The 18,421-nt window shown below is 71.9% G+C and carries 22 protein-coding genes and 1 riboswitch; of the genes, 8 read left to right on the top strand and 14 right to left on the bottom strand.

The window, feature by feature from the left end:
- Positions 1-366: 366 nt before the first annotated feature.
- The 6 genes from ACQP0U_RS16510 to ACQP0U_RS16485 form a co-directional block, all read right to left on the bottom strand.
- Complete coding sequence (locus ACQP0U_RS16510; RefSeq protein ID WP_030327509.1) at positions 367-849, bottom strand: phage tail protein; 483 nt, start codon at positions 847-849, stop codon at positions 367-369.
- 1 nt (position 850) lies between these two features.
- Complete coding sequence (locus ACQP0U_RS16505) at positions 851-2,104, bottom strand: phage tail sheath family protein (protein ID WP_433307980.1); 1,254 nt, start codon at positions 2,102-2,104, stop codon at positions 851-853.
- Between the two features lie 23 nt (positions 2,105-2,127).
- Complete coding sequence (locus ACQP0U_RS16500) at positions 2,128-2,826, bottom strand: carboxypeptidase-like regulatory domain-containing protein (protein ID WP_433307977.1); 699 nt, start codon at positions 2,824-2,826, stop codon at positions 2,128-2,130.
- Entirely contained in the window at positions 2,823-3,431 is a 609-nt protein-coding gene (locus ACQP0U_RS16495) for a glycine zipper family protein (protein WP_433307974.1), read from the bottom strand. Before ACQP0U_RS16495 ends, ACQP0U_RS16500 begins: the two co-directional genes overlap by 4 nt.
- Before the next feature lie 11 nt (positions 3,432-3,442).
- Entirely contained in the window at positions 3,443-3,787 is a 345-nt protein-coding gene (locus ACQP0U_RS16490; protein ID WP_363613626.1) for a hypothetical protein, read from the bottom strand.
- A 151-nt stretch (positions 3,788-3,938) separates the two neighbouring features.
- Positions 3,939-4,751, bottom strand: coding sequence for an LppM family (lipo)protein (locus tag ACQP0U_RS16485; RefSeq protein ID WP_433307970.1), 813 nt, complete (start codon positions 4,749-4,751; stop codon positions 3,939-3,941).
- Positions 4,752-4,891: 140 nt separating this feature from the next.
- On the opposite strand from ACQP0U_RS16485, the gene ACQP0U_RS16480 reads away from it, so the two are divergent.
- On the top strand, positions 4,892-5,359 hold the full coding sequence (locus tag ACQP0U_RS16480) for an NUDIX hydrolase (RefSeq protein WP_433307967.1): 468 nt from the start codon (positions 4,892-4,894) through the stop codon (positions 5,357-5,359).
- On the opposite strand, the gene ACQP0U_RS16475 is transcribed toward ACQP0U_RS16480, so the two are convergent.
- Positions 5,329-6,492, bottom strand: coding sequence for an FAD-dependent oxidoreductase (locus tag ACQP0U_RS16475; protein WP_433307964.1), 1,164 nt, complete (start codon positions 6,490-6,492; stop codon positions 5,329-5,331). The two genes, ACQP0U_RS16480 and ACQP0U_RS16475, sit on opposite strands and share 31 nt — an antisense overlap.
- A 66-nt stretch (positions 6,493-6,558) precedes the next feature.
- Here ACQP0U_RS16475 and ACQP0U_RS16470 point away from each other — a divergent pair, with 66 nt between their 5' ends.
- Together ACQP0U_RS16470 and ACQP0U_RS16465 are read left to right on the top strand one after the other, a co-directional pair.
- The gene (locus tag ACQP0U_RS16470) at positions 6,559-7,188 is read left to right on the top strand and encodes a TetR/AcrR family transcriptional regulator (RefSeq protein ID WP_433307961.1); all 630 of its coding nucleotides are present in this window, start codon (positions 6,559-6,561) and stop codon (positions 7,186-7,188) included.
- Between the two features lie 31 nt (positions 7,189-7,219).
- On the top strand, positions 7,220-8,344 hold the full coding sequence (locus tag ACQP0U_RS16465) for an FUSC family protein (RefSeq protein ID WP_433307958.1): 1,125 nt from the start codon (positions 7,220-7,222) through the stop codon (positions 8,342-8,344).
- Between the two features lie 12 nt (positions 8,345-8,356).
- Here ACQP0U_RS16465 and ACQP0U_RS16460 read toward each other — a convergent pair whose 3' ends face one another.
- Both ACQP0U_RS16460 and ACQP0U_RS16455 read right to left on the bottom strand, forming a co-directional pair.
- On the bottom strand, positions 8,357-9,085 hold the full coding sequence (locus ACQP0U_RS16460) for an alpha/beta hydrolase (RefSeq protein ID WP_433307955.1): 729 nt from the start codon (positions 9,083-9,085) through the stop codon (positions 8,357-8,359).
- A gap of 91 nt (positions 9,086-9,176) precedes the next feature.
- Positions 9,177-10,166, bottom strand: coding sequence for a LacI family DNA-binding transcriptional regulator (locus tag ACQP0U_RS16455; RefSeq protein ID WP_433307953.1), 990 nt, complete (start codon positions 10,164-10,166; stop codon positions 9,177-9,179).
- 161 nt (positions 10,167-10,327) lie between these two features.
- On the opposite strand from ACQP0U_RS16455, the gene ACQP0U_RS16450 reads away from it, so the two are divergent.
- Both ACQP0U_RS16450 and ACQP0U_RS16445 read left to right on the top strand, forming a co-directional pair.
- Entirely contained in the window at positions 10,328-11,590 is a 1,263-nt protein-coding gene (locus tag ACQP0U_RS16450) for an MFS transporter (RefSeq protein WP_433307951.1), read from the top strand.
- A 73-nt stretch (positions 11,591-11,663) separates the two neighbouring features.
- On the top strand, positions 11,664-12,620 hold the full coding sequence (locus tag ACQP0U_RS16445; RefSeq protein WP_433307948.1) for an aldo/keto reductase: 957 nt from the start codon (positions 11,664-11,666) through the stop codon (positions 12,618-12,620).
- A 110-nt stretch (positions 12,621-12,730) separates the two neighbouring features.
- Here ACQP0U_RS16445 and ACQP0U_RS16440 read toward each other — a convergent pair whose 3' ends face one another.
- From ACQP0U_RS16440 to ACQP0U_RS16430, 3 genes are all read right to left on the bottom strand, one after another.
- A complete protein-coding gene (locus ACQP0U_RS16440; protein WP_433307945.1) occupies positions 12,731-13,216 on the bottom strand; it encodes a hypothetical protein in 486 nt (161 codons plus the stop codon).
- 89 nt (positions 13,217-13,305) lie between these two features.
- The gene (locus tag ACQP0U_RS16435; protein ID WP_433307942.1) at positions 13,306-14,019 is read right to left on the bottom strand and encodes a hypothetical protein; all 714 of its coding nucleotides are present in this window, start codon (positions 14,017-14,019) and stop codon (positions 13,306-13,308) included.
- Positions 14,012-14,623, bottom strand: coding sequence for an RNA polymerase sigma factor (locus tag ACQP0U_RS16430; RefSeq protein ID WP_433307939.1), 612 nt, complete (start codon positions 14,621-14,623; stop codon positions 14,012-14,014). Before ACQP0U_RS16430 ends, ACQP0U_RS16435 begins: the two co-directional genes overlap by 8 nt.
- 100 nt (positions 14,624-14,723) lie before the next feature.
- Here ACQP0U_RS16430 and ACQP0U_RS16425 point away from each other — a divergent pair, with 100 nt between their 5' ends.
- Together ACQP0U_RS16425 and ACQP0U_RS16420 are read left to right on the top strand one after the other, a co-directional pair.
- Positions 14,724-15,059 (top strand): hypothetical protein, encoded by a 336-nt coding sequence (locus ACQP0U_RS16425; protein ID WP_433307936.1) that lies wholly within the window; start codon positions 14,724-14,726, stop codon positions 15,057-15,059.
- A 144-nt stretch (positions 15,060-15,203) separates the two neighbouring features.
- A complete protein-coding gene (locus tag ACQP0U_RS16420) occupies positions 15,204-15,818 on the top strand; it encodes a hypothetical protein (RefSeq protein WP_433307933.1) in 615 nt (204 codons plus the stop codon).
- A 34-nt stretch (positions 15,819-15,852) separates the two neighbouring features.
- Here ACQP0U_RS16420 and ACQP0U_RS16415 read toward each other — a convergent pair whose 3' ends face one another.
- Together ACQP0U_RS16415 and ACQP0U_RS16410 are read right to left on the bottom strand one after the other, a co-directional pair.
- Positions 15,853-16,659: an inositol monophosphatase family protein gene (locus ACQP0U_RS16415; protein ID WP_433307930.1), complete on the bottom strand. Its 807-nt coding sequence runs from the start codon at positions 16,657-16,659 to the stop codon at positions 15,853-15,855.
- Positions 16,656-17,549, bottom strand: coding sequence for a DUF5919 domain-containing protein (locus ACQP0U_RS16410; RefSeq protein ID WP_433307927.1), 894 nt, complete (start codon positions 17,547-17,549; stop codon positions 16,656-16,658). The genes ACQP0U_RS16415 and ACQP0U_RS16410 overlap by 4 nt, the downstream gene beginning before the upstream one ends.
- 184 nt (positions 17,550-17,733) lie before the next feature.
- On the opposite strand from ACQP0U_RS16410, the gene ACQP0U_RS16405 reads away from it, so the two are divergent.
- Positions 17,734-17,991 (top strand): hypothetical protein, encoded by a 258-nt coding sequence (locus tag ACQP0U_RS16405; RefSeq protein ID WP_433307924.1) that lies wholly within the window; start codon positions 17,734-17,736, stop codon positions 17,989-17,991.
- 210 nt (positions 17,992-18,201) lie between these two features.
- A riboswitch (cobalamin riboswitch) is annotated at positions 18,202-18,378 on the top strand.
- The last annotated feature ends 43 nt before the right edge of the window (positions 18,379-18,421 follow it).

Genomic DNA, 18,421 nt, shown 5'->3' with positions numbered 1-18,421 from the left:
GCCGCGCCGGCGCCGCTCGTGCTGGCGGGACCGCCCGCGGTGCCCGCGCGGCCGAACCCCCCGACCCTGCCGTCCGCGACCGGGTCGGCACCATCGGCGTCGACCCGACCTGTCGGTTCACCCTGCCGAGCGTCCCCGGCCTCGGCGTCGCCAACCGCTGACGCGTCGAGGTCAAGGTCGTGCAGGAGGCCGGGCGCGTGGGCGGCGACCAGGTCCAGCCAGTGTTGCGGAGGCTCCCCGAAACGGCGTGGTGTCGCCACGGGCGTCTCCGACGTCGGCTGCGGCGGAGGGTGTCCGGCGGGCTCGACCCGCACGGCGAGGCGCTGCGCCGCGCCGGCCGCCGAGCGCAGCCGGGCGGCCAGCCAGCTACGCGGGCGTCGGCGCGGTGGCACCGCCGGTCTCCAGCTCCAGGCCCTCGTAGCGCAGGGTCAGCGAGGCGATGGCGATCTCGTGGCTGAGGGTGTTGAGGTGCGCGCCCCGCCACCGGGTCGGCCAGGCGTCGATCAGGTTCCAGCGCAGCACCTCGGCCGTCCCGACGGAGTCGAGCAGCACCACGGAGACGTTGCGCCGGTTGAGGGTGCCCTGGGCGGTGGCGTTCACCCAGTCCCACAGCTCGCGGGAGGCGGTGAGGCCGAAGTGCAACGTCACCGGCTCGTACTCGGCCTGACCGGGCACCATCCGCATCCGACCCAGGCCGTGCTCCCGGTACGGCTGCCCGGGGATGTTCACCTCCAACCCGGTCATCTCGGTGAAGTGGCCGTTGGTGACGCCGTTGATGAGCAGTCGGAAGTTGTATGCCCGGTACGGGTCGACCGGGGCGCCGGGCTGCGGCGTGGCGGTGGTGGGCATGTCAGCCTCCGATCGTCTCGGTCTCGGTGCCGCCGGCCCACTGGCTCAGCTTGAACACCACGAATTCGGCGGGCTTGACGACCGCGATGCCGATGTGGGCGATCACCATGCCCGCGTCGCGGACCTCCGGCGGGTTGGTCTCCTCGTCGCACTTGACGAAGAACGCCTCCTCGGGGCTGCGCCCCAGCAGCGCGCCGTCCCGCCACACCCGGGTGAGGAACGCCCCGATGTCGCGCCGGATCGAGCGCCAGAGGGTGAAGTCGTTGGGCTCGAACACCATCCACCGGGTGCCGTTGGCGATGGCCTGCTCGATGGCGATGCTGAGGCGTCGGACGTTGAGGTAGCGCCACTCGCTGGCCTCGGCGGCGAGCGTACGGGCGCCCCAGACGCGGATGCCCTCGCCGGCGAAGTAGCGGATCACGTTGACACCCTTGGGGTTGAGCACGTCGTGTTCCGGTCGGGTGACCAGGTAGCCCAGGTCGACGGCGCCGCGCACGGGTTCGTTCGCCGGGGCCTTGTGCACGCCGCGCAGGGCGTCGGTGCGGGCCCAGATGCCGGCCAGGTGCCCGCTCGGCGGGGTGAGCTCCAACTCGCCGCTGATCGGGTCGCGGACCCGCAGCCAGGGGTAGTAGAACGCGCCGAACTCGGACTGCCGCGGCCGGTAGGCGGCCCCCTCGTGCCCGCCGGAGCCGCCCGGCTGCGCCGAGCCGCCGCCGGAACCGCCGGCCGGACCGCCCTCGGCGGGCTTGGGTGGTTTGCCGGAGGACGGCGTGGCGACCCGGGTCAACGCGGAGATGTCGTCGATGTCCGGTGCCGGGTCGCAGATCGCGACCATGGTGCGGGTGCGCTCGGCCATGCTGAGCAGCGCCTCGTGGGACACCACGTCGTGGAAGCCGGGCGCGGCGATGATGGAGATCTCGTCGACGGCCTCCAGCAGTTGCAGACCGCCGCGTCGCTGCCCGGTGCCGGTGATCGCGCCACCCTCGCCGACGTTGACCACCCAGCAGCGGGCGCCGCCGTTGTCCAGGAAGCCGAAGACCGCCCTGGCCAGCGGGGTGCTCTCGACCCGCTCCCCACCGGCGAAGAGCCGCAGGAACTCCGTCCAGTTGTTGACCGGCACTGCTTTGCCCAGGTGGGCGGAGCGGTCCGGTGCGACGCCGACGAAGGCGGCGATGCTGGTGCTCGCCGGCCCGATCGGTCGGGCGCCGCTGGGGACCTCCTCGACATAGATGCCGGGGGAGAAGTAGCTGGGCATCGGTCCTCCTGTGCCTGTGGGTGTCAGTGGGTCGGTGGCGCGCAGACGATGACGATGTCGTCCTCGTCCGCGTCGACCTCGGCGGTGAGGACGAGCCCGCGTCCGGTCAGCCGCAGCCGGACCGGGCTCGGGTGCTCGGGGTCGTGCGGGACGCCGACGATCAGGAACCGGCCCTGGGGGTCGGTGCGGGTGGCGGCCCCGGTGCCGGGCAGCTCGACCCGCATCGCGGCAAGTGGCTGGTCTTCCGGGCCGACCACCCGTCCACTGAGGCTGCGCACGTCGAGTTGCCGCAGCCGCAGCGGTTGCAGCACCGGCGGCGCGGCCGGGGTCGGGTGGTCCACCTGCGCCGCCACGTCGATCAGCAGCGCCGGTCGTGGTGGGGTGCCGAAGGCCGTCCACAGTGGTGGGTCGCCGGCCTCCAGTACGACCGGGTAGCTGCCGTCGGTGGTCGCGGCGGTGAGCACCCGGTCCAGTCGGGGCAACCCGGCCGGCCCGGTCACGCAGAGCAGGTGGCGGACCGTGAACCGGTACGGTTCGCGGACCGCGCCGCTGGAGCGGGTCTGCCGGGCCGGCCGCAGCTCCATCGGCCAGAGGGTGAGCCCGTCGGCGTCGTCGCACGCGCGGGGCGGGCCGACCGGGACGGGTTCCCCCGCCGCGCTTGTCACCCAGGCGACCAGCTCGGCGGTGGCGGTCTCGATCGGTCCGCGCCCGTGGTTGCTCATCGCGGCGGCGTCCCCTGGATCCGGTACGCGATGGCCTCGTTCCACACGTGCGGGTAGACGCCGATCTCGAAGTACCGGGTGAAGCGGTTGATCGGCGCGTTGGTGTGGTCGTGGTAGAGCAGCCACACCGGCGCGATGGTGAACAGGACGTAGTTGGCCAGGACGAGGGGGATGTAGAGCGGCCCGAGCAGGCGACCCTGGAAGATGTGCACGTCCTCGTGCCGCTGGATGCCCGAGCTGGAGCCGGCGCAGACGGTGCCGATGGTGGTGGCGTACCGGGGGGAGACCCCCTCCACCACGCTGACCCGACCGCTGCCCAGCGAGGTGGGCCGGTCCAGCGAGTGCCCGAAGATCAGGTGCACGGTCAGGTAGATGGCGCCGACGACAGTGTTGAGCAGACTCCAGGTGTGGTCGACGACGAAGAGGAAGATGCCGCGGGCGTCCGAGGCGTACACCCCGGCCGAGGCCACCGACCAGCCGAAGACCGCGCCGACCACCAGGCCCACGACGGCGCCGATCAGCAGCCCGATCGGGCCACCGGCGAGGAAGCCGAGCAGGGCGGCGAAACCGACCTGGACGGCCGCGCTGAGAATTCCGAAGACCATGACGACACCCCTCAGACCCAGGAGCGGAAGACTCGGGGTTCACGACCCTGCGCGACCTGGGTCGGCGACGGCTGGGTCGCCTGCCGGTTGCCGGGCGGGAACTGGTTGACGCCGAGCGCGGCGGAGAAGATGACAAGCGCGTTGAAGAACGCGATGACCCACTTCTCGCCGCCGGCGTCGTCGGCGAACGCCGCTGTCACGTAGGACAGCAGCAACGCGATGGCGATGGCGATCCACTTGCGGAGCTTGTCGCCGCTCGGGCCGATCAGCCCGCCGATGACGTTGGTGGCCAGCAGGGTCGCGGCGCTCGCGCCGGCGATCGTCCCCAGGGCTGCCCAGGTGAAGAGATCGTTCACGGCGATCCCCCTTTTCTGCGATGGTGCGACCGGGATGTGGTGGTGGTGAGGTGAGGTCCGGTGCCCCCGCAGGGGAGCACCGGGGCCGGTCGCCGTCGTGTCGGGGGCGGCCGGGGCCGGGCGTGGCCGGCTGAGCCGGCCACCAGGTGGATCAGCCGGGCCCCGGGGCGCCGGCGGGCGGGCCCGGCGGCGGGGTCGGGCCGGGCGCAGCCGGCGCCGCGGATTGACGGCGGCGCACCAGGAGTACGCCCACCGCGGTGATCAGCAGCAGGAGGAGGACACCGCCGACGACCAGCAGCCAGGGGAACCCGCCGTCGTCCTCATCGCCGGCGGCGGCCGGCGAGGTGGACGGTCGAGGTGGCGCCTCCGCCACGGCCCGCAGTTCGGTCGGCTTCGGCTGGTTGGAATCGACCTTCCAACTGACCGAACGGCCGTTGACGGTGCCATTGCTGTCGATCACCCTGCCGGGAAAAGTCACCGAGATCTCGAACGACATGAGCATGAGGAACGCCTGTTGGTTTTGCGGATTCTGCTCGGCAACCTTTCCGCCATATTTCTTGGGATCGAGCGGCAGTGTGAAGCGGTACAGGTCGCCGTCCCTGACCAGTTTGACGCTTTCGGTGTCGAAACCGGCCAGCGGCGCCTTGCGGTAACTGATCTGGGAGCCGTAGAAAGTGTCGTCCTGGTAAAGGGTCTCTTCGCCGGCCGGTAGGGCGGGGATGTTCTGCCGCAACTCCGCGAAGGCCAGCGGGATGTTCTTGTTCCGTGCGGACAGGACGGACTTCTGGGCCGTCAGCAGGAGCTGCCCGTCGACCGTGTCGTCGGCGTTGACGGTCAACCCCATGTTGAGTTGCATGCAGCCGCTCAGCGCGGCGACAAGGAGGAGGCACACCGCGACGCGGAGTGCCTTGCCGCGGTTGACTCTCCTGTTCATGGGCTCAGTGTGTGTGATCGCTTTCATCATCAGCAGTCAGCGATCGGTCACAACGAAGTCGCCGATTGTACCGGCGCACTGTCGCCTTTGATTAGCTCCGCCGACGACCCGAATGACTATTCTGGAGCTTTGGGCCGACGACGGTTCCTCGTCGGCCGTAGGCTGGTCGGATGAGAATTGTCGCGTGCGTCCTGCTGGTGGATCCCGACGGGCAACTGCTGTTGCAACTGCGCGACGGCCAAGCGACGCACCACCCGAACGTGTGGGGGCTGCCCGGCGGCCACGGCGAGCCGGGGGAGACGCCGGAGCAGACCGCCGAGCGGGAGCTGTGGGAGGAGACCGGCCTGCGGGCCGACGGGCCGCTGCGCCCGGTCGCCGTGCAACAGTTGCCGGAACTGGATCGGGTGAAGCACTACTTCCTCGGCAGCACCCGGGCCCGGCAGGACGACGTGGTGCTCGGTGAGGGCGCGGCGATGCTCTTCGTCCCCGGCGCCGAGGTGCTCGACGGTCGTCCCTGGACGCCGGGCACCGTTGAGGTGTTGACCGAGTTCCTCGCCTCGCCGGAGTACACGGCCCTGACCGCCGGTGGGATGGCCACCGGGCCGGCTCAGTCCGCCGGCGGTCGCCAGTCCGCGTAGCGGGCCATGCTGCGCAGGGTGGCCCGGGCCGGGGTGAGCCGCAACACGGTGTCCCGCATCGCGACGGCGATCGGGTTGTGCAGTTGCTGTCCGAAGCGGCCGGCGATGAGGGAGGCCCGGGCGACGGACTGACTGCGCGGTCGACGTTGCTCGTCGTACGCGGCCAGGGCGGCCGGCAGCGCCTCGGCGCCGCCGGCGCAGACCGCGCCGAGCACCACCGCGTCCTCGATGGCCTGCCCCGCCCCCTGGCCGAGGTTGGGTGTCATGGCGTGGGCGGCGTCGCCGAGCAGCGCCACCCGTCCCCGCACGTACGAGGGCGGCGGCACGGGCAGGTAGTAGATGTCGTTGCGCAGCACGACGTCGGGTGGTGTCGCCGCGAGGAGCGCCGGGATGGGGTCGTGCCAGTCGCCGAAGCGCTCCCGCAGGGCCGCCAGCTCGTCGGGGGCGTGGCCGCCGGGCGGGGCGTTCAGCGCGCCGTACCAGTAGAGCTGGCCGTCGCCGATCGGCACCATGCCGAACTCGGCGCCCGGTCCCCAGGTGATGGCGGCCGGGATCGGGTCCGAAAACGCGATGGCCGCGCGCCACGTCGTCGATCCGGCGTACACCGGGCCGGGGTGTTGCGGCCAGAGCTGGGCGCGGACCTGGCTGCGCAGGCCGTCGGCGCCGACCACCAGATCGGCGGTGAGGGTGTGCGGGCCGTCGGGCCCCCGATAGCGCACCTCGGCGTGGTCCGGGCCGGACTCGACGTGCTCCACCTTGGCGTCGGTGCGCAGGGACGAGGCGGGCAGGGCCTCGCGCAGGGTGCGGTGCAGCGTGGCCCGGTGCACACCGAGCGCCGCGGTGCCCAGCTGCCGGATCATCTCCGCGGCGTCCATCCGGGACAGCCACCGCCCGTGCCGGTTGCGGATTCCGCCGGGTGCCTCGCCGTGCCCACCCTGGCGCAGGGCCGGGCCGAGGCCGAGGGTGTCCAGCGCGCGCACCGCGTTGGCCATCAGGCTCAGGCCGGCGCCGACCTCGCGCAGCTCGGGGGCGCGCTCCAGCACGGTGACCCGCCACCCGCGCCGGTGCAGGGCGAGCGCCGCGCTCAACCCGCCGATGCCGGCACCCACCACCACCGCGTGTGAGTCGTCCATGCCGATCCTCCTTCTACATCTGTAGAAGGAGGATACTACCTGCGGACCCAGGAGAGGGGGACTGCCATGACGGCGCGGGCGAACCGGATCGCGACGCTTACCGACGCGGCGATCGAGCTGATCGCCGACGGTGGCATGCGGGCCCTGACCCACCGGGCGGTCGACGGGCGCGCGGGGATGCCGCCCGGCACCACCTCCGCGTACCTGCGGACCCGTCAGGCGCTGATCGAGGCGGTGGTGGGACGGCTCGCCGAACGGGACCGGGCCGACCTGGCCGCGTACGACCTGCCGACCGGCCCGCCACCCCCGACGCCCGCCCCCCGGCTCGACGGCGACGACCTGGACGCACTCGCCGCCGGCGTCGCCGAGGTCCTCGACACCTGGCTGAGCACCGGACGCAGCCGGAGCCTCACCCGCTACGCCTGCCTGCTGGAGGCGGTGCACCGACCCGAGCTGCGCAGCATCCTGCAGCACGGCACCGGCCTGCGGGTGCAGGCCCGGGACCTGCTGACCCGGGCCGGGGCCACCGACCCCGATCGGCAGGGCGACCAGTTCGTCGCGTTCGTGGACGGGCTGCTCTTCGACCGACTGGCCGGCGCGGGCGCGCTCAGCGCCCCTCAGCCCGGCACCGCGGCCAGCCGCGCCGACCTGGGCGCCGCCGTCCGTACGCTGCTGCGCGCCCTCACCGGAAACTGACCCGGCCGCCGTGGGTGGGAGAGGTTGGGCGATGGTGCGGTTCAGCGGCCTACGGACGGCCGGCGGGCGGCTGCGGCACGGCTGGCGGCCGGTGCTGGAGGCGACAGTCGCGGCGACCGTGGCCTGGCTGCTGGCCACCCGGTTGCTCGGGCACCCGCAGCCCTTCTTCGCGCCGGCCGCCGCGCTCATCGTCCTCGGGCAGGCCCGGGGGCAGCGCATCCGCCGAGCTGTCGAGGTCGTCCTCGGGGTCGCCGCCGGGGTGCTCGTCGCGGACCTGGTGGTGCAGGCGCTCGGCCCGGGCAGCACCTGGACGGTCTTCACCGTCATCCTGCTCACCGTCCTGCTCGCGGTGGCCTTCGGCGCGACCGGAGTGACGCTGGTGCAGGCGGCGGTCTCCGCGCTCTACCTGGTGGTGGTCGCACCGCCGGACGGGTCGTTGGTGCCGTTCCGCTTCGTCGACGCGCTGGTCGGCGGCACGGTCGCCCTCGCGGCCAGCCTGCTGGTCGACGCCCGGCATCCGCTGGCGCCGTTGGTCGCCGAGGTGCGGCGGACCTTCGACGAGTTGGCCGGGCTGCTCGGCGGCATCGCCGACGCGCTGGACGACCGCGACGAGCCGGCGGCGGTCGCCGCGCTGAGGCGGGCGCGGGGAATGGACGCCCGGGTGGACGGGCTGCGCGACGGAGTGCTTGCCGCAGGGGAGGCGCTGCGGCTCAACGTCCGTCGACGTCAGCACATCGGCCGGCTGCGTTCGGTGGACGAGTCGATCCGGCAGATCGACTACGCCGTTCGCAACGTGCGGGTGCTGGCCCGTGCGGGCGTGACCCTCAGCCGCCTGCACACACCGGCCCCACCCGGGCTGGGCGTCGCCCTGCGGTCACTGGCCGACGCGGTCCGTGAGGCCGGTGCCGCCCTCGCGGCGGACCTGAACGGGCAGGAGGAGACCGCCGACCGGCACGCCACCCGGGCCGACGAGTCGGCGTTGGCAGCGGTGCACGCCGCCGGGCAGCTCTTCGGCTCCACGCAGACCCTGCCCCTAGCGATGATCATCGGTCAGGTCCGGGCCACGGCGATCGACCTGCTACGGGGCGTCAACCCGGAGGACGACGCCGCCGTCCTCGCCCGCGTCGACGACGCCCTCGGCCTCCCCCCGGTCTGACGCCCGCACCGGTCAGCCGTGGTCCCCGGCCGGTGGAGGACGGGCGGTGAGCCAGGCGGTGGCGGACTCGCGGATCACGGCGGGGATGTCGTGGCCGCCGGGGAACTCCTCGTAGGTCACGTCGTAGCCGAGGTCGTGCAGGTGCGGAACGAGGCGGCGACTGCACACGTCGATGGGCAGCACCCGGTCGTCGACGCCGTGCGAGATGAAGATCCGTGGCCGGCCGTGGGTGGCGGGTGGCGCGGCGAAACCGGGGGAGAAGGCCAGTACCGAGTCGATCAGATCCCCGTTCGTCAGGCCCAGCGACAACGCGTACGAGGCGCCGTCGGAGAAGCCGCCGACCGTCACGTCGGCCACCGGGTAGGTGTCGAAGACGGTGGCCAACAGCAGGTCGATCCGCCCCACGTCCGCCCCGAAGCCGCCGGCGATCAGATCCCAACTGGCCGCCGACGAGTCCGGGGCGACCAGCAGCAGGCGTTGCGCGTCCGCGACCGGCAACAGTAGGTCCAGCCCCTGACGCGCCGAGCCGCCGGCACCGTGCAGGAGCAGCACCAACCGGTACGCCGAACCGTCGGTCGGCGGCTCCGGGGCGTACCGCAGGGCCAGCCGGGCCCCGTCGGGGCCGGTCATCGGCGCGAGCCCGGTACGGCCCGGCGTCCCCGGCGGGTGCCGGCGGGCGGTCAACCGGCCGTCCCGGGGGCTCGGGGCCGGATCCCAGCGCGACGGCGCGGAGTCGGACACGGGTCGGCGCTCCTCGCGGTGGACGACAGGTCCGACGCGGTTACCCGACCCGTGCGGGGCTAACCGTCAGCGATCTCAGCCGAGCGTCGACTCAGGCGCTGGCCCGCGCGACGAGGGCGGACGGGAAGAGGGTCACCGGAGCCGCCGGGTGCCCGTCCAGCAGAGCGGTGGCCGCGGCGGCGGCGATCCGCCCCACCGGATGACTCGCCGTGGTCAGCGCCGGAGCGGTCATCCCGGCCAACGGAATGTCGTCGAAGCCGGCCACCGCGACATCGCCGGGCACCCGCGCCCCGGCGTCCCGCAGACCCGCGATCACCCCGAGCGCGGTGTCGTCGCTGATCGCGTAGATCGCGTCGATGTCCGGCCAACGGCGCAGCGCCTCGCCGGCCGCCGCCCGGCCACGAGCCGCCCTGAAGTCCCCGGGGAGGATCCGCTCCGGAAGGCCGGCCTCGGCCATGAGTCGGCGGTACGTCTGCACCGGGCGTTGCGCGCAGGGCAGCCACCGGGGGCCGGTCACCATGGCGATCCGGCGGCGACCCGTGGCGTACAGGTGGCGCAGGACCGCTTCGGAGCCGGCGGCGTTGTCGACGTCGAACGACGGCACGGTGGCCGAGCCGACCCCGATCGAGACCACCCGACCGCGTAACGACCGGGGCACCGCCTCCAGCAGCTCCTCGGTGGTGTTGACCAGGATCACTCCGCACACGCTGCGATCCCCGTCGAGCTGGTCGAGGCTGCGGGGATCGCCGAGCGGCAGCCAGTGCAGCGCCACCCCGACACCGGCGGCCGTGCACACCCGGGCGGCCGAGCCGACCACCTGGTGCACGTACGGGTCGTCCAGCACTGCGGCGTCGCTCCCCAGAACGGCCACGACCAGGCGTACGCCGCCGCCGCGGACCAACGCCCGGGCGGCCGGGTTGGGCACGTAGCCGAGCTGGTCGACGGCCGCGCTGACCTGTTCCCGGGCGGTCGGTGAGGCGAACCCCGTGCCGGCGATCACCCGCGACGCCGTGGACCGGGACACCCCGGCGACCCGGGCCACGTCCTCAAGAGTGGCCGGTCGGTGTGCCGCTGTCGTCATCGTCGCCTCCCGCAGCGGCCCGTCCGGTCGGACAAACGCCTGCTCACATCATGCCCCGACCGCACCAGCAGCGGTAAGGGGCGGTTCCCGGTTGTGGTGGTAGCGCTCTCAGGTGTGCGATCGTGCCAGCAGATCACCCCTGAGAAAGAGGACCCACCCTCGTGAGCGCCCCCACCAGTCGACCCGTAGCCCCGGACATCGCACCGCCCACCCTGCGGGCGGTGCGACTCGCCCGCAACGGCGTCGCTGTCACCTTCACCCTCAACGGGCTGGCCGTCGGCAGCTGGTTCTCCCGCGTCCCGGCGGTCCGTGAGGCACTGGACCTCTCCGCCGGCCGGCTCGGGCTGCTACTGCTGGCCATGAGCATCGGCGCGCTGCTCGCCATGCCCACCTCCGGACTGCTCGCCCAGCGATTCGGCGCGGCCCGTACCGTCACGATGGCCACCGTGCTGGTCGCGGTCGGCCTGACCGTGGCGGGGCTGGGCGCCACCATGACCGGGTCGTTCGCCATCGTCTCCCTGGGGTTGGTCGCCCTCGGCTACGGCTCCGGTGCCTGCGACGTGGCGATGAACGTCGAGGGCGCGGCCGTGGAACGGCGGCTGGGCCGCACGATCATGCCCCGCTTCCATGCGGGGTGGAGCCTCGGTTCCGTGGCCGGAGCCGCGCTCGGCGCCGGGGCGGCCCGGTTCGACGTGTCGGTCGGCACGCACCTCGTCGCTGTCGCGGTGATCGTGCTGACCGGCACCGCGCTCGCCGCCCGGACGTTCCTGCCGGTGGGCAGCGACCACACCGGCGACCCGGCGGACGCCACCCCGGCTGCCCGTCGACGGGCGCAACTCGCCGCCTGGCGGGAGCCGCGCACCCTGCTGATCGGGCTGTTCGTGCTGGTGGCGGCGTTCACCGAGGGCGCCGCCAACGACTGGCTGGCCGTCGCGTTCATCGACGGACGGGACCTGAGCGAGGCCGCCGGCGCGGCTGTCTTCGCTGTGTTCGTGGTCGGTATGACCGTCGGGCGCACCGCCGGCACCATCGCGCTGGACCGGTGGGGTCGGGTGCCCGTGCTCAGCGGCACCATCGGGCTCGCCGTGGTCGGCGCCGGGCTGGCCGTGCTGGCGGGCTCCGGGCCGGTGGCCATCATCGGCGTCGCGCTGTGGGGCCTCGGTGCCTCGCTGGGCTTCCCGGTCGGGATGAGCGCCGCAGCCGACGACGAGGCGCACGCGGCGGTGCGGGTGAGCGTGGTCGCGGTGATCGGCTACACCGCGTTCCTCGGTGGCCCGCCGTTGCTGGGGCTGATCGGCGACCAGGTCGGCACCCTGCGCGCGCTGCTGGTGGTGCCGCTGCTGCTGCTGCCGACCCTGCTGTTGGTGCCGGTGCTGCGCCAACCGCACCCGGCCGGAACGGCCCCGTCGGTAGATAAAAACTAACCCACCTCGCCGCCGGGCGGTATCGGGTGCGTGGCCGACTGCGCCGCGCACCCGCGCTGGTTACGGTCGCCCGATGCCAACCGACGAGATCACCGCCGCCGCAGCGGGCACCTGGACCCTGGGCGATCGCACCGTGCGCCGGATGGGCTTCGGCTCGATGCGGATCACCGCGAACCCCGACCCCGACCGGGCCGTCGCCCTGCTGCGCCGCGCCGTGGAGCTGGGCGTCAACCACATCGACACGGCCGCGTTCTACGTCTCGCCCGGCGGCACCCTGCGCGTCGGCACCGGCCCGGCCCGCTACGCCACCGAGCTGATCCGCGCGGCGCTCGCCCCGTACCCGGAGGAGCTGGTGATCGCCACCAAGGTCGGTTTCGGGTACGACCCGGAGGCTGGCTTCACCGAGGCGTTCACCCCGTCGCAGTTGCGGGCCCAGGTGGAGGAGAACCTTCGCCGGCTCGGCCGCGACCAGCTCGACGTGGTGAACCTGCGCCTCGGCCGGGGGCCGGGCGCGGTGCCAGTGGCCGACCGGTACGGCGCGCTCGCCGAGTTGCGGGCCGCCGGGCTGATCCGGCACCTCGGGCTCTCCAACGTCCGGCCGGAGCAGCTGGACGAGGTGGCGGACATCGCACCGGTGGTCTGTGTGCAGAACAACTACGGGCTGGACGCCTACCGGGAGCAGGACGCGTTCGTGCGGCTCTGCGGTGAGCGGGGCATCGCCTACGTGCCGTTCTTCGCGCTGGCCGGCACCGGGCGGGAGGCGGGCGCGAGCGCCGCGCAGAGCGAGGCCGTCGAGGCGGTCGCCCGCGCGCACGGCGTCACCCCGCAGCAGGTACGCCTCGCCTGGACCCTGCACCAGGGCCCCCACGTGCTAGCCATCCCCGGCACTGCAGACCCCACCCACCTGGCCCAGAACGTGGCAGCCGGAGCCCTGCGCCTGACCCCGGAAAACCTGACCCACCTGTCCGACCCCCTGCCCCCCGTTGATCATGAAGTTATCGTCACCGATGTCGGCGTGTCGCGCCGCTAACTCCATGATCAACAGGGGAAGAGCACCCGGAACCCGTGCCCGGACAGGTCGAGGTCGGCGAAGCTGTCCTGCACCGACGCCCCGGGCCCGCATCGCGAAACCGCTGTAGCTCAGGGGGCGTAGACCAGGTCCATCGTGTCGGTGTGCCCGGACCAGCGCAGGTCGAGGCGCCAGCAACCGGCCTGCGGCAGATCGATGATCGACGGACCGGGGCCGCCGGCGACCTCCCGGATCACCCGGGTGTCGGTGCCGTCCAGCCTTGCGGTGATCACCAGGGTTGCCGGCGCGGTCGGGTCGGGCGAGGTCGTGGCGGCGCGGGCCACCCAGAGGATCTTGTTGTTCGACCCGTCCGTCCGGACCTGCCGCAGTGGATGGGCGAACAGCACCGCCACGATGTCACCCTTCGCGCCGAAGACGTGCGGAACCCGCGCGTCCCCGCTGAACCCGGCGTCCGCCCAGTCGGGCAGGGACCCCGCCTCGACCCGCGCCGCACAGGCGGTCGCGGTGCTCGCCGTGGCGGCCGCACCCGCCGTCGGCGCCGCACCGCTGGTCGTGGTCGTGCACCCCGCCAGCAGGACCACCGAGGATGCCAGCATCAACCTGCCCCAGGAACCCATGTCACCCCTTCCGGTACGCGTCGACGACTCGCCGCATCTAGACGACACCGCCCGGACCCACCAGGTTCCTAGCCCAGTGAACGCGCGATCTCAATCGCCTCGGCCTTGGTGAGGTCGCCCTCAAGCCGGTAGCTCACGTCGTTGTCCTGCCAGATCAGGGTCGAGGCGGCCAGTCGGGCGGTCTCCCTGCGGATCCCTCCCGCCCGGTCCACGTAGGACAGCACGTGCGGGCGGTCGACCCACACGGCGAAGTCGCCGTTGACCTGGACCCAGTCCGCTCCCGGCGGGGTGACCTCCTTGTGGAAGGCCAGGTCGAGATGACCGTCGAACGCGTCGACGCGCAGCGCGCCCCCGTCGTAGAGCAGCGTCGCCACCCGGTACCTGCCCGTGCGGTCCGGGTCGGCGACCACCACCTGCTCGGGGGGCCCCAGCCTCGCCGGCAGGCGGATCGGAAACCGCACCGCCCGTTGCGCCTCGTCCAGGGCGACGGCCCGCTGCCCGGGCAACGGCGACGCGGTGCCGCCGGGCGGCGTCGGGGCGGGCGAGGTGGCGATGCTGACACCGGCGAAGCGCAGCAGCCCGGTGACGACGTCGGCGATGGCGGCCCGGGTCGGTGGCAGCACCACCGCCACGATCAGGGCGACAATCGCCGCCGCGACGAGCGAGCGCCACCGGCGCGCGGGCCTGTTGAGCCGTGCGCGGACGCGGGCGGTCACGTCGGGCGGATCGGGGGTTTCCAGCCAGGCGGAGAGGTCACGCAGTTCCCGTTCGAGGTCACCCATGCCGGACCTCCTCACGGTCGAGCAGACTGCGAAGCTTCGCCAGCGCCCGGGACGTACGCGACTTCACAGTGCCCCGGGGCCAGCCCAGAGTCTTCACCGTCTCCTCCTCGGTGAGATCGAGGAAGAACCGGCAGACGATCACCTCACGGTCCCGTACCGGCAGCTGACGCAGGGCCTGCACCAGCGACGCCCGCCGCTCCCCGGCGAGGACAGCGCCGACCGCGTCGTCCTCGGCGACCTCGGACGTCGGGTCCGCTGCCGCCGCCCGCAGGACGAGCCCGTCCCGACGGCCACGGGAGCGGTGCAGGTTGCGGGTCTCGTTGGCGACGATCGCGAGCAGCCACGACCGGAAGGACGCGTCGCCGCGGTAACGGGACAGCTTCCGGTACGCCTTCACGAACGCCTCCTGGATGACGTCCTCGGAGTCCGAGCCGGCGCCCAGCAGCACCGCCGTCCGGTACGCGGACGCGGTGTGCCGGGCGACCAGGAGGTTGTACGCCTCCAGATCACCTGCCCGAGCCCGTGTGACGAGCACCCCGTCGTCCAGGGGAAAACCTCCGTTCGGATCACACTCATGACACCGCCCACCCGCCGCGGGTTCCACCCGGCTGTCCCGAAGCGGGTCAGCTGTCTCCCATCCGGCGTGCAGCGTATTGCCAGGAATCGGTGCTGCACTGGAGGGGCGTCGAGGAGAGGGGCGGGGCATGAGCTGGTTCAGTCGCCGGTCACGGGGTGCCGAGGCGACCCCGACGAAGCTGGACCGGGAGGCGACCCGCGACGACCTCGCGGCGCTGGAGGCGTTCGTCGCCACGCGGCGCGGGGTGGAGTTCTACCTGGAACCGGAGACGACAGCGACGGACACCACGGTGGTGGCGATCGCCCACGACGGCGAGTGGATCCGTCGTCGTACCGGAACGCCCCGCGCGGCCGGGGCCATCGCCCGCAAGCACGCGGTGCCGTTGTACGAGGCGGCGCGCACCGGCTACCCGGAGCGGATGCGGACCTGGAGCCGGGCCCACCCGGAGCGCCACGCCCGCTGAGATTCGACCGACAGCAGATCATGACGGGGGATGACCCCTGTGGTGCGCGTCTGGCTACGGTGTTGGCTGCTGGGGTGTCGGGTCGAGGCCAGCCGGTGCGGGCGCAGGCGTGCGCGTGCCGGTGAGGACAGGTAGGGGGCCGCGGTGGAAATGATCGAGCGGCTGGTTTCCGGGACGGATGCCGCCTACCAGCGGTGGTTGGCGTCGGTCACTGACGACGTCGTCGCCGACGGAGTGGTGGTGTGCTGCCGGGAATCCCTGCTGGAGCGCAACACGACCTACGGAATCGGTGAGTGGCTCACGGGCTACCTCATGATCGGCCAAGAAGGCGACCGGGGATTCTTTCTCAGGTGCGACGGTGGCGGGGGCCCGGTGTTCTGGGCCGACCTGGGCGGTCTCGGCGAGGTCGACCTCACTGTTGTTGCCCCCGCGTTCGAGGTGTGGCTGCGTTCCGGGTTCGCCCTGCCCGCCGAACCGCAGGCGGACCTGCCGCTGACGGCCGACGTCTACCTGGACAAGGTTCCGGTCGACGCCGTTGCACTGCTGGCACGGGCACGGAAGCTGCTGGGGGTGGATTGGCGGTTCGCGGATCTCAGGGGCCTGCTCGCCGCCCAACCCTTCCTGGCGGCGAGGTCAGCTCATCTGTACGCGCTGCGCCGCGGCCTGGAAAACGCCCCCGAGCTGCGGCCGTACCTGCTCTACGCCACCGACCAGGGCCTGGAAGCGGTATGGCCGACCGACAGCCCAGAAAGCCAGTGACTTGGATCAGGCCGCAGGTAGCCGAAAGCGGACCCTAGGCGGATTTCCACCGGGCGAGTGATCGCTGAACGAGCGTGAGGATGGGCGGCAGAATCAACTTGCTGCCACCGACGGTGGCTACAGCGTCCATGCTGTGCTGCGCTCCGTCGATGTCGACCACCAGAGCGCCAGCCTCTCGGGCGACCACGACGCCTGCGACGGTGTCCCAGGGCTTGTTGTTGAGCATGATGAACGCGTCGATCCTGCCGTGAGCCAACCAGGCGAGGTCGATTGCGGCGGAACCGTGCATGCGTATCCGTTGGACGTGCTGGGTGAGCTGCTCAGTGATGGCGAGTCGCTCGGTGTTCTTCCGGCTGGCATCAGCACCGACTGCATAGTCGCCGATGGCGACGACGGCGTCCCTGAGATCGGTGACCTGGCTGGCGTGGATGCGTTGGTTGTCGGCGTAGGCACCGTGCCCCTTGACGGCGTGGTAGCGGGTGCCGAGGAATGGGACGTCGATGACGCCGAGGACGGCATGTGTGCCGTGGATGAGGCCGAGCGAGATCGCGCACAGGGGTGAGCCGTGGATGAAGTTGACGGTGCCGTCGACTGGATCGAGCGCCCAGGTGAGAGTGCTGGTGTCGCCGCTGCTGCCGTACTCCTCGCCGAGGAACCCGATGTCAGGCGCCTTGGCGGCCAGATGTTCGCGAACCCGTCGCTCGATGGCGTAGTCCAACTCGGAAGCCATGTCGCGGTCACCCTTGAAGGTCAGCGCACCGGGCCGAAGCGTCCGCATCAGGTCGTGCGCCAGGTTGACGGCCTCCTGCGCGAGGGGAAGGAGGCGGGCGTGGTCGGTCATAGCTGGCGGCTGCGATCCCAGAGCGAATTGAACATCTCGTTGAATATCGGGTAGAGGCCGGCGGGGCCTGCGCTGCGCTCGATGATCATCGTCGGGCAGTCGACGCCCCGCATCTGCGGTAGGTAGTGCTGAACGACGCAGAGTCGGTCATCGATCAGAAGCACGTTGGCGCGAATGGACTCGTCGTATACGCCGATGGCGAGGTGGTCTCGGGCATCTGCCGGGAGCCGGTCACGAATTCGGCGGGCAAGATTTTGGATGTTGAGTTCGGTGAGCGCGCTCAGGTGTCCGTCCGGATAGTCGTCCTCACGCTCCAGCCGCCTGATCGCCTCGCCGGCTGGATCGAGGAACAGGCAACGGAGGCGGGTGCCGGCGGCGAGGAGCTTCAAGAGGCGGTTGTCGGCGTACTGCTGACAAATGACGTTGAGCGACAGGCCGGACGCCCGGATGTCCGTGGCGCGGTCGAAGAGGACGTGCGGAGGCAGCTCCGCAACAAAATCTGACCGACTGGAATAGATGGCGGTGACATCGGCGCACTGGTCCCGCGCAGCCTTCCCGGCCTGCGAGCCACTGACGTCCCGCTCGGCCGGCATCTGGTCGCGTTCGCCGAGCAGGAGGGTCATGCGTGCGTGGCGCGGCATCGACAGGCCGGCGCAGATGCGGGTGAGGACGTCGATGCTGCTGACCCGGCGGGCATCGCTGGTGATCTCGCTGACCTGAGCCTGGCTGAGCCCGGTGGCGACACCGAGGGTGGTTTGGCTTGCGTGGGTGGCTCGCTGAACGAGGCGGAACACCTGAGCGACGTCGCGAGCCGCTAAAGCATCGAGCATGTCAGCGCTGCTCCACAGCAGGTCGGAGATGGTGAGCGCGGCAGTTGTCCGGACGCTCACGGATGGCTCCCTTCCTGCTCGAGGGTGAAGGCCAGCCTATCCAGTCGTCGGATGGCCGCGCCGAAAGGACATCCGGAGGGCGGAAGAAAACTTATCCGTTGAGGAATCACCCACTGGGATGGATGGCGGCGGTCGCGGTGAGCAGGGTCGTGGTGTGAGTCTCCGGTCCCGTCCGCACCCACCCATGCGCCCTGCCTGGTTGTGCCGCAACTGCGCCGCCGCGTGGCCGTGCTCCCGCGCGCAACTCGATCTCGTCGCCGAGTTCTACGGCCACTCGCTGGCGCTGGCTCTCTACCTGACGTCCTGCATGAACGAGGCCATCCACGACTTGTACAGTCTCGGCGGTCGCCCCGACGTTGCTGTGCTGCACACGCGTTTCCTCGGCTGGCTGTCGCTGACGCGCCGGCCGCGCCGTTCTGGGCACGAGGAACCCCAGGGCTGACCGGATCGGTGCTGAATCGTCTACGACATCAGCTCCAAAGGGCGTCGCACAGACACTGCCCGCCAGGAGGCCACTTCGCCGACCAACGAGCTCAACAGCCCGCCGTAGCGGCCAGAGACAACCCCGCACGCCGATATTTTCCCAGGTCAATGTGGTGGGCGTGGGCGTGCGACGCCGGGGTCCGCGTTGACCGGCGACGCGGCGGTGTGGCAGCATTCGCGGCCTGACGGCAGTGAAGGAAGTCGGTGCAATTCCGACGCGGTCCCGCCACTGTCACCGGGGAGCGATCCCCCCTCGTGAGTCACGGCCGTGTGTCTGCGGTTGGAAGGCCGGGGGAGAGCGTCGATCCGGAAGCCAGGATACTTCGGCCGTCGGGACGTACCCCAGGGCGTGGACACCCGAGGAGGACCCGATGACGCACGGCGTCTCA

The sequence above is a fragment of the Micromonospora sp. CA-269861 genome, assembly GCF_050948505.1.
In the GTDB taxonomy this organism is placed as follows: domain Bacteria; phylum Actinomycetota; class Actinomycetes; order Mycobacteriales; family Micromonosporaceae; genus Micromonospora.
The sequence above is the reverse complement of the archived record's forward strand: the minus strand, read 5'-3'. Positions and strand labels throughout refer to the sequence as shown.

What these genes read in the sequence shown, in the direction of transcription:
- ACQP0U_RS16510 (WP_030327509.1), bottom strand. Translation starts at nt 849, where the DNA reads ATGCCCACCACCGCCACGCCGCAGCCCGGCGCCCCGGTCGACCCGTAC.
- ACQP0U_RS16505 (WP_433307980.1), bottom strand. Translation starts at nt 2,104, where the DNA reads ATGCCCAGCTACTTCTCCCCCGGCATCTATGTCGAGGAGGTCCCCAGC.
- ACQP0U_RS16500 (WP_433307977.1), bottom strand. Translation starts at nt 2,826, where the DNA reads ATGAGCAACCACGGGCGCGGACCGATCGAGACCGCCACCGCCGAGCTG.
- ACQP0U_RS16495 (WP_433307974.1), bottom strand. Translation starts at nt 3,431, where the DNA reads ATGGTCTTCGGAATTCTCAGCGCGGCCGTCCAGGTCGGTTTCGCCGCC.
- ACQP0U_RS16485 (WP_433307970.1), bottom strand. Translation starts at nt 4,751, where the DNA reads ATGATGAAAGCGATCACACACACTGAGCCCATGAACAGGAGAGTCAAC.
- ACQP0U_RS16480 (WP_433307967.1), top strand. Translation starts at nt 4,892, where the DNA reads ATGAGAATTGTCGCGTGCGTCCTGCTGGTGGATCCCGACGGGCAACTG.
- ACQP0U_RS16475 (WP_433307964.1), bottom strand. Translation starts at nt 6,492, where the DNA reads ATGGACGACTCACACGCGGTGGTGGTGGGTGCCGGCATCGGCGGGTTG.
- ACQP0U_RS16470 (WP_433307961.1), top strand. Translation starts at nt 6,559, where the DNA reads ATGACGGCGCGGGCGAACCGGATCGCGACGCTTACCGACGCGGCGATC.
- ACQP0U_RS16465 (WP_433307958.1), top strand. Translation starts at nt 7,220, where the DNA reads ATGGTGCGGTTCAGCGGCCTACGGACGGCCGGCGGGCGGCTGCGGCAC.
- ACQP0U_RS16455 (WP_433307953.1), bottom strand. Translation starts at nt 10,166, where the DNA reads ATGACGACAGCGGCACACCGACCGGCCACTCTTGAGGACGTGGCCCGG.
- ACQP0U_RS16445 (WP_433307948.1), top strand. Translation starts at nt 11,664, where the DNA reads ATGCCAACCGACGAGATCACCGCCGCCGCAGCGGGCACCTGGACCCTG.
- ACQP0U_RS16440 (WP_433307945.1), bottom strand. Translation starts at nt 13,216, where the DNA reads ATGCTGGCATCCTCGGTGGTCCTGCTGGCGGGGTGCACGACCACGACC.
- ACQP0U_RS16435 (WP_433307942.1), bottom strand. Translation starts at nt 14,019, where the DNA reads ATGGGTGACCTCGAACGGGAACTGCGTGACCTCTCCGCCTGGCTGGAA.
- ACQP0U_RS16425 (WP_433307936.1), top strand. Translation starts at nt 14,724, where the DNA reads ATGAGCTGGTTCAGTCGCCGGTCACGGGGTGCCGAGGCGACCCCGACG.
- ACQP0U_RS16415 (WP_433307930.1), bottom strand. Translation starts at nt 16,659, where the DNA reads ATGACCGACCACGCCCGCCTCCTTCCCCTCGCGCAGGAGGCCGTCAAC.
- ACQP0U_RS16405 (WP_433307924.1), top strand. Translation starts at nt 17,734, where the DNA reads ATGCGCCCTGCCTGGTTGTGCCGCAACTGCGCCGCCGCGTGGCCGTGC.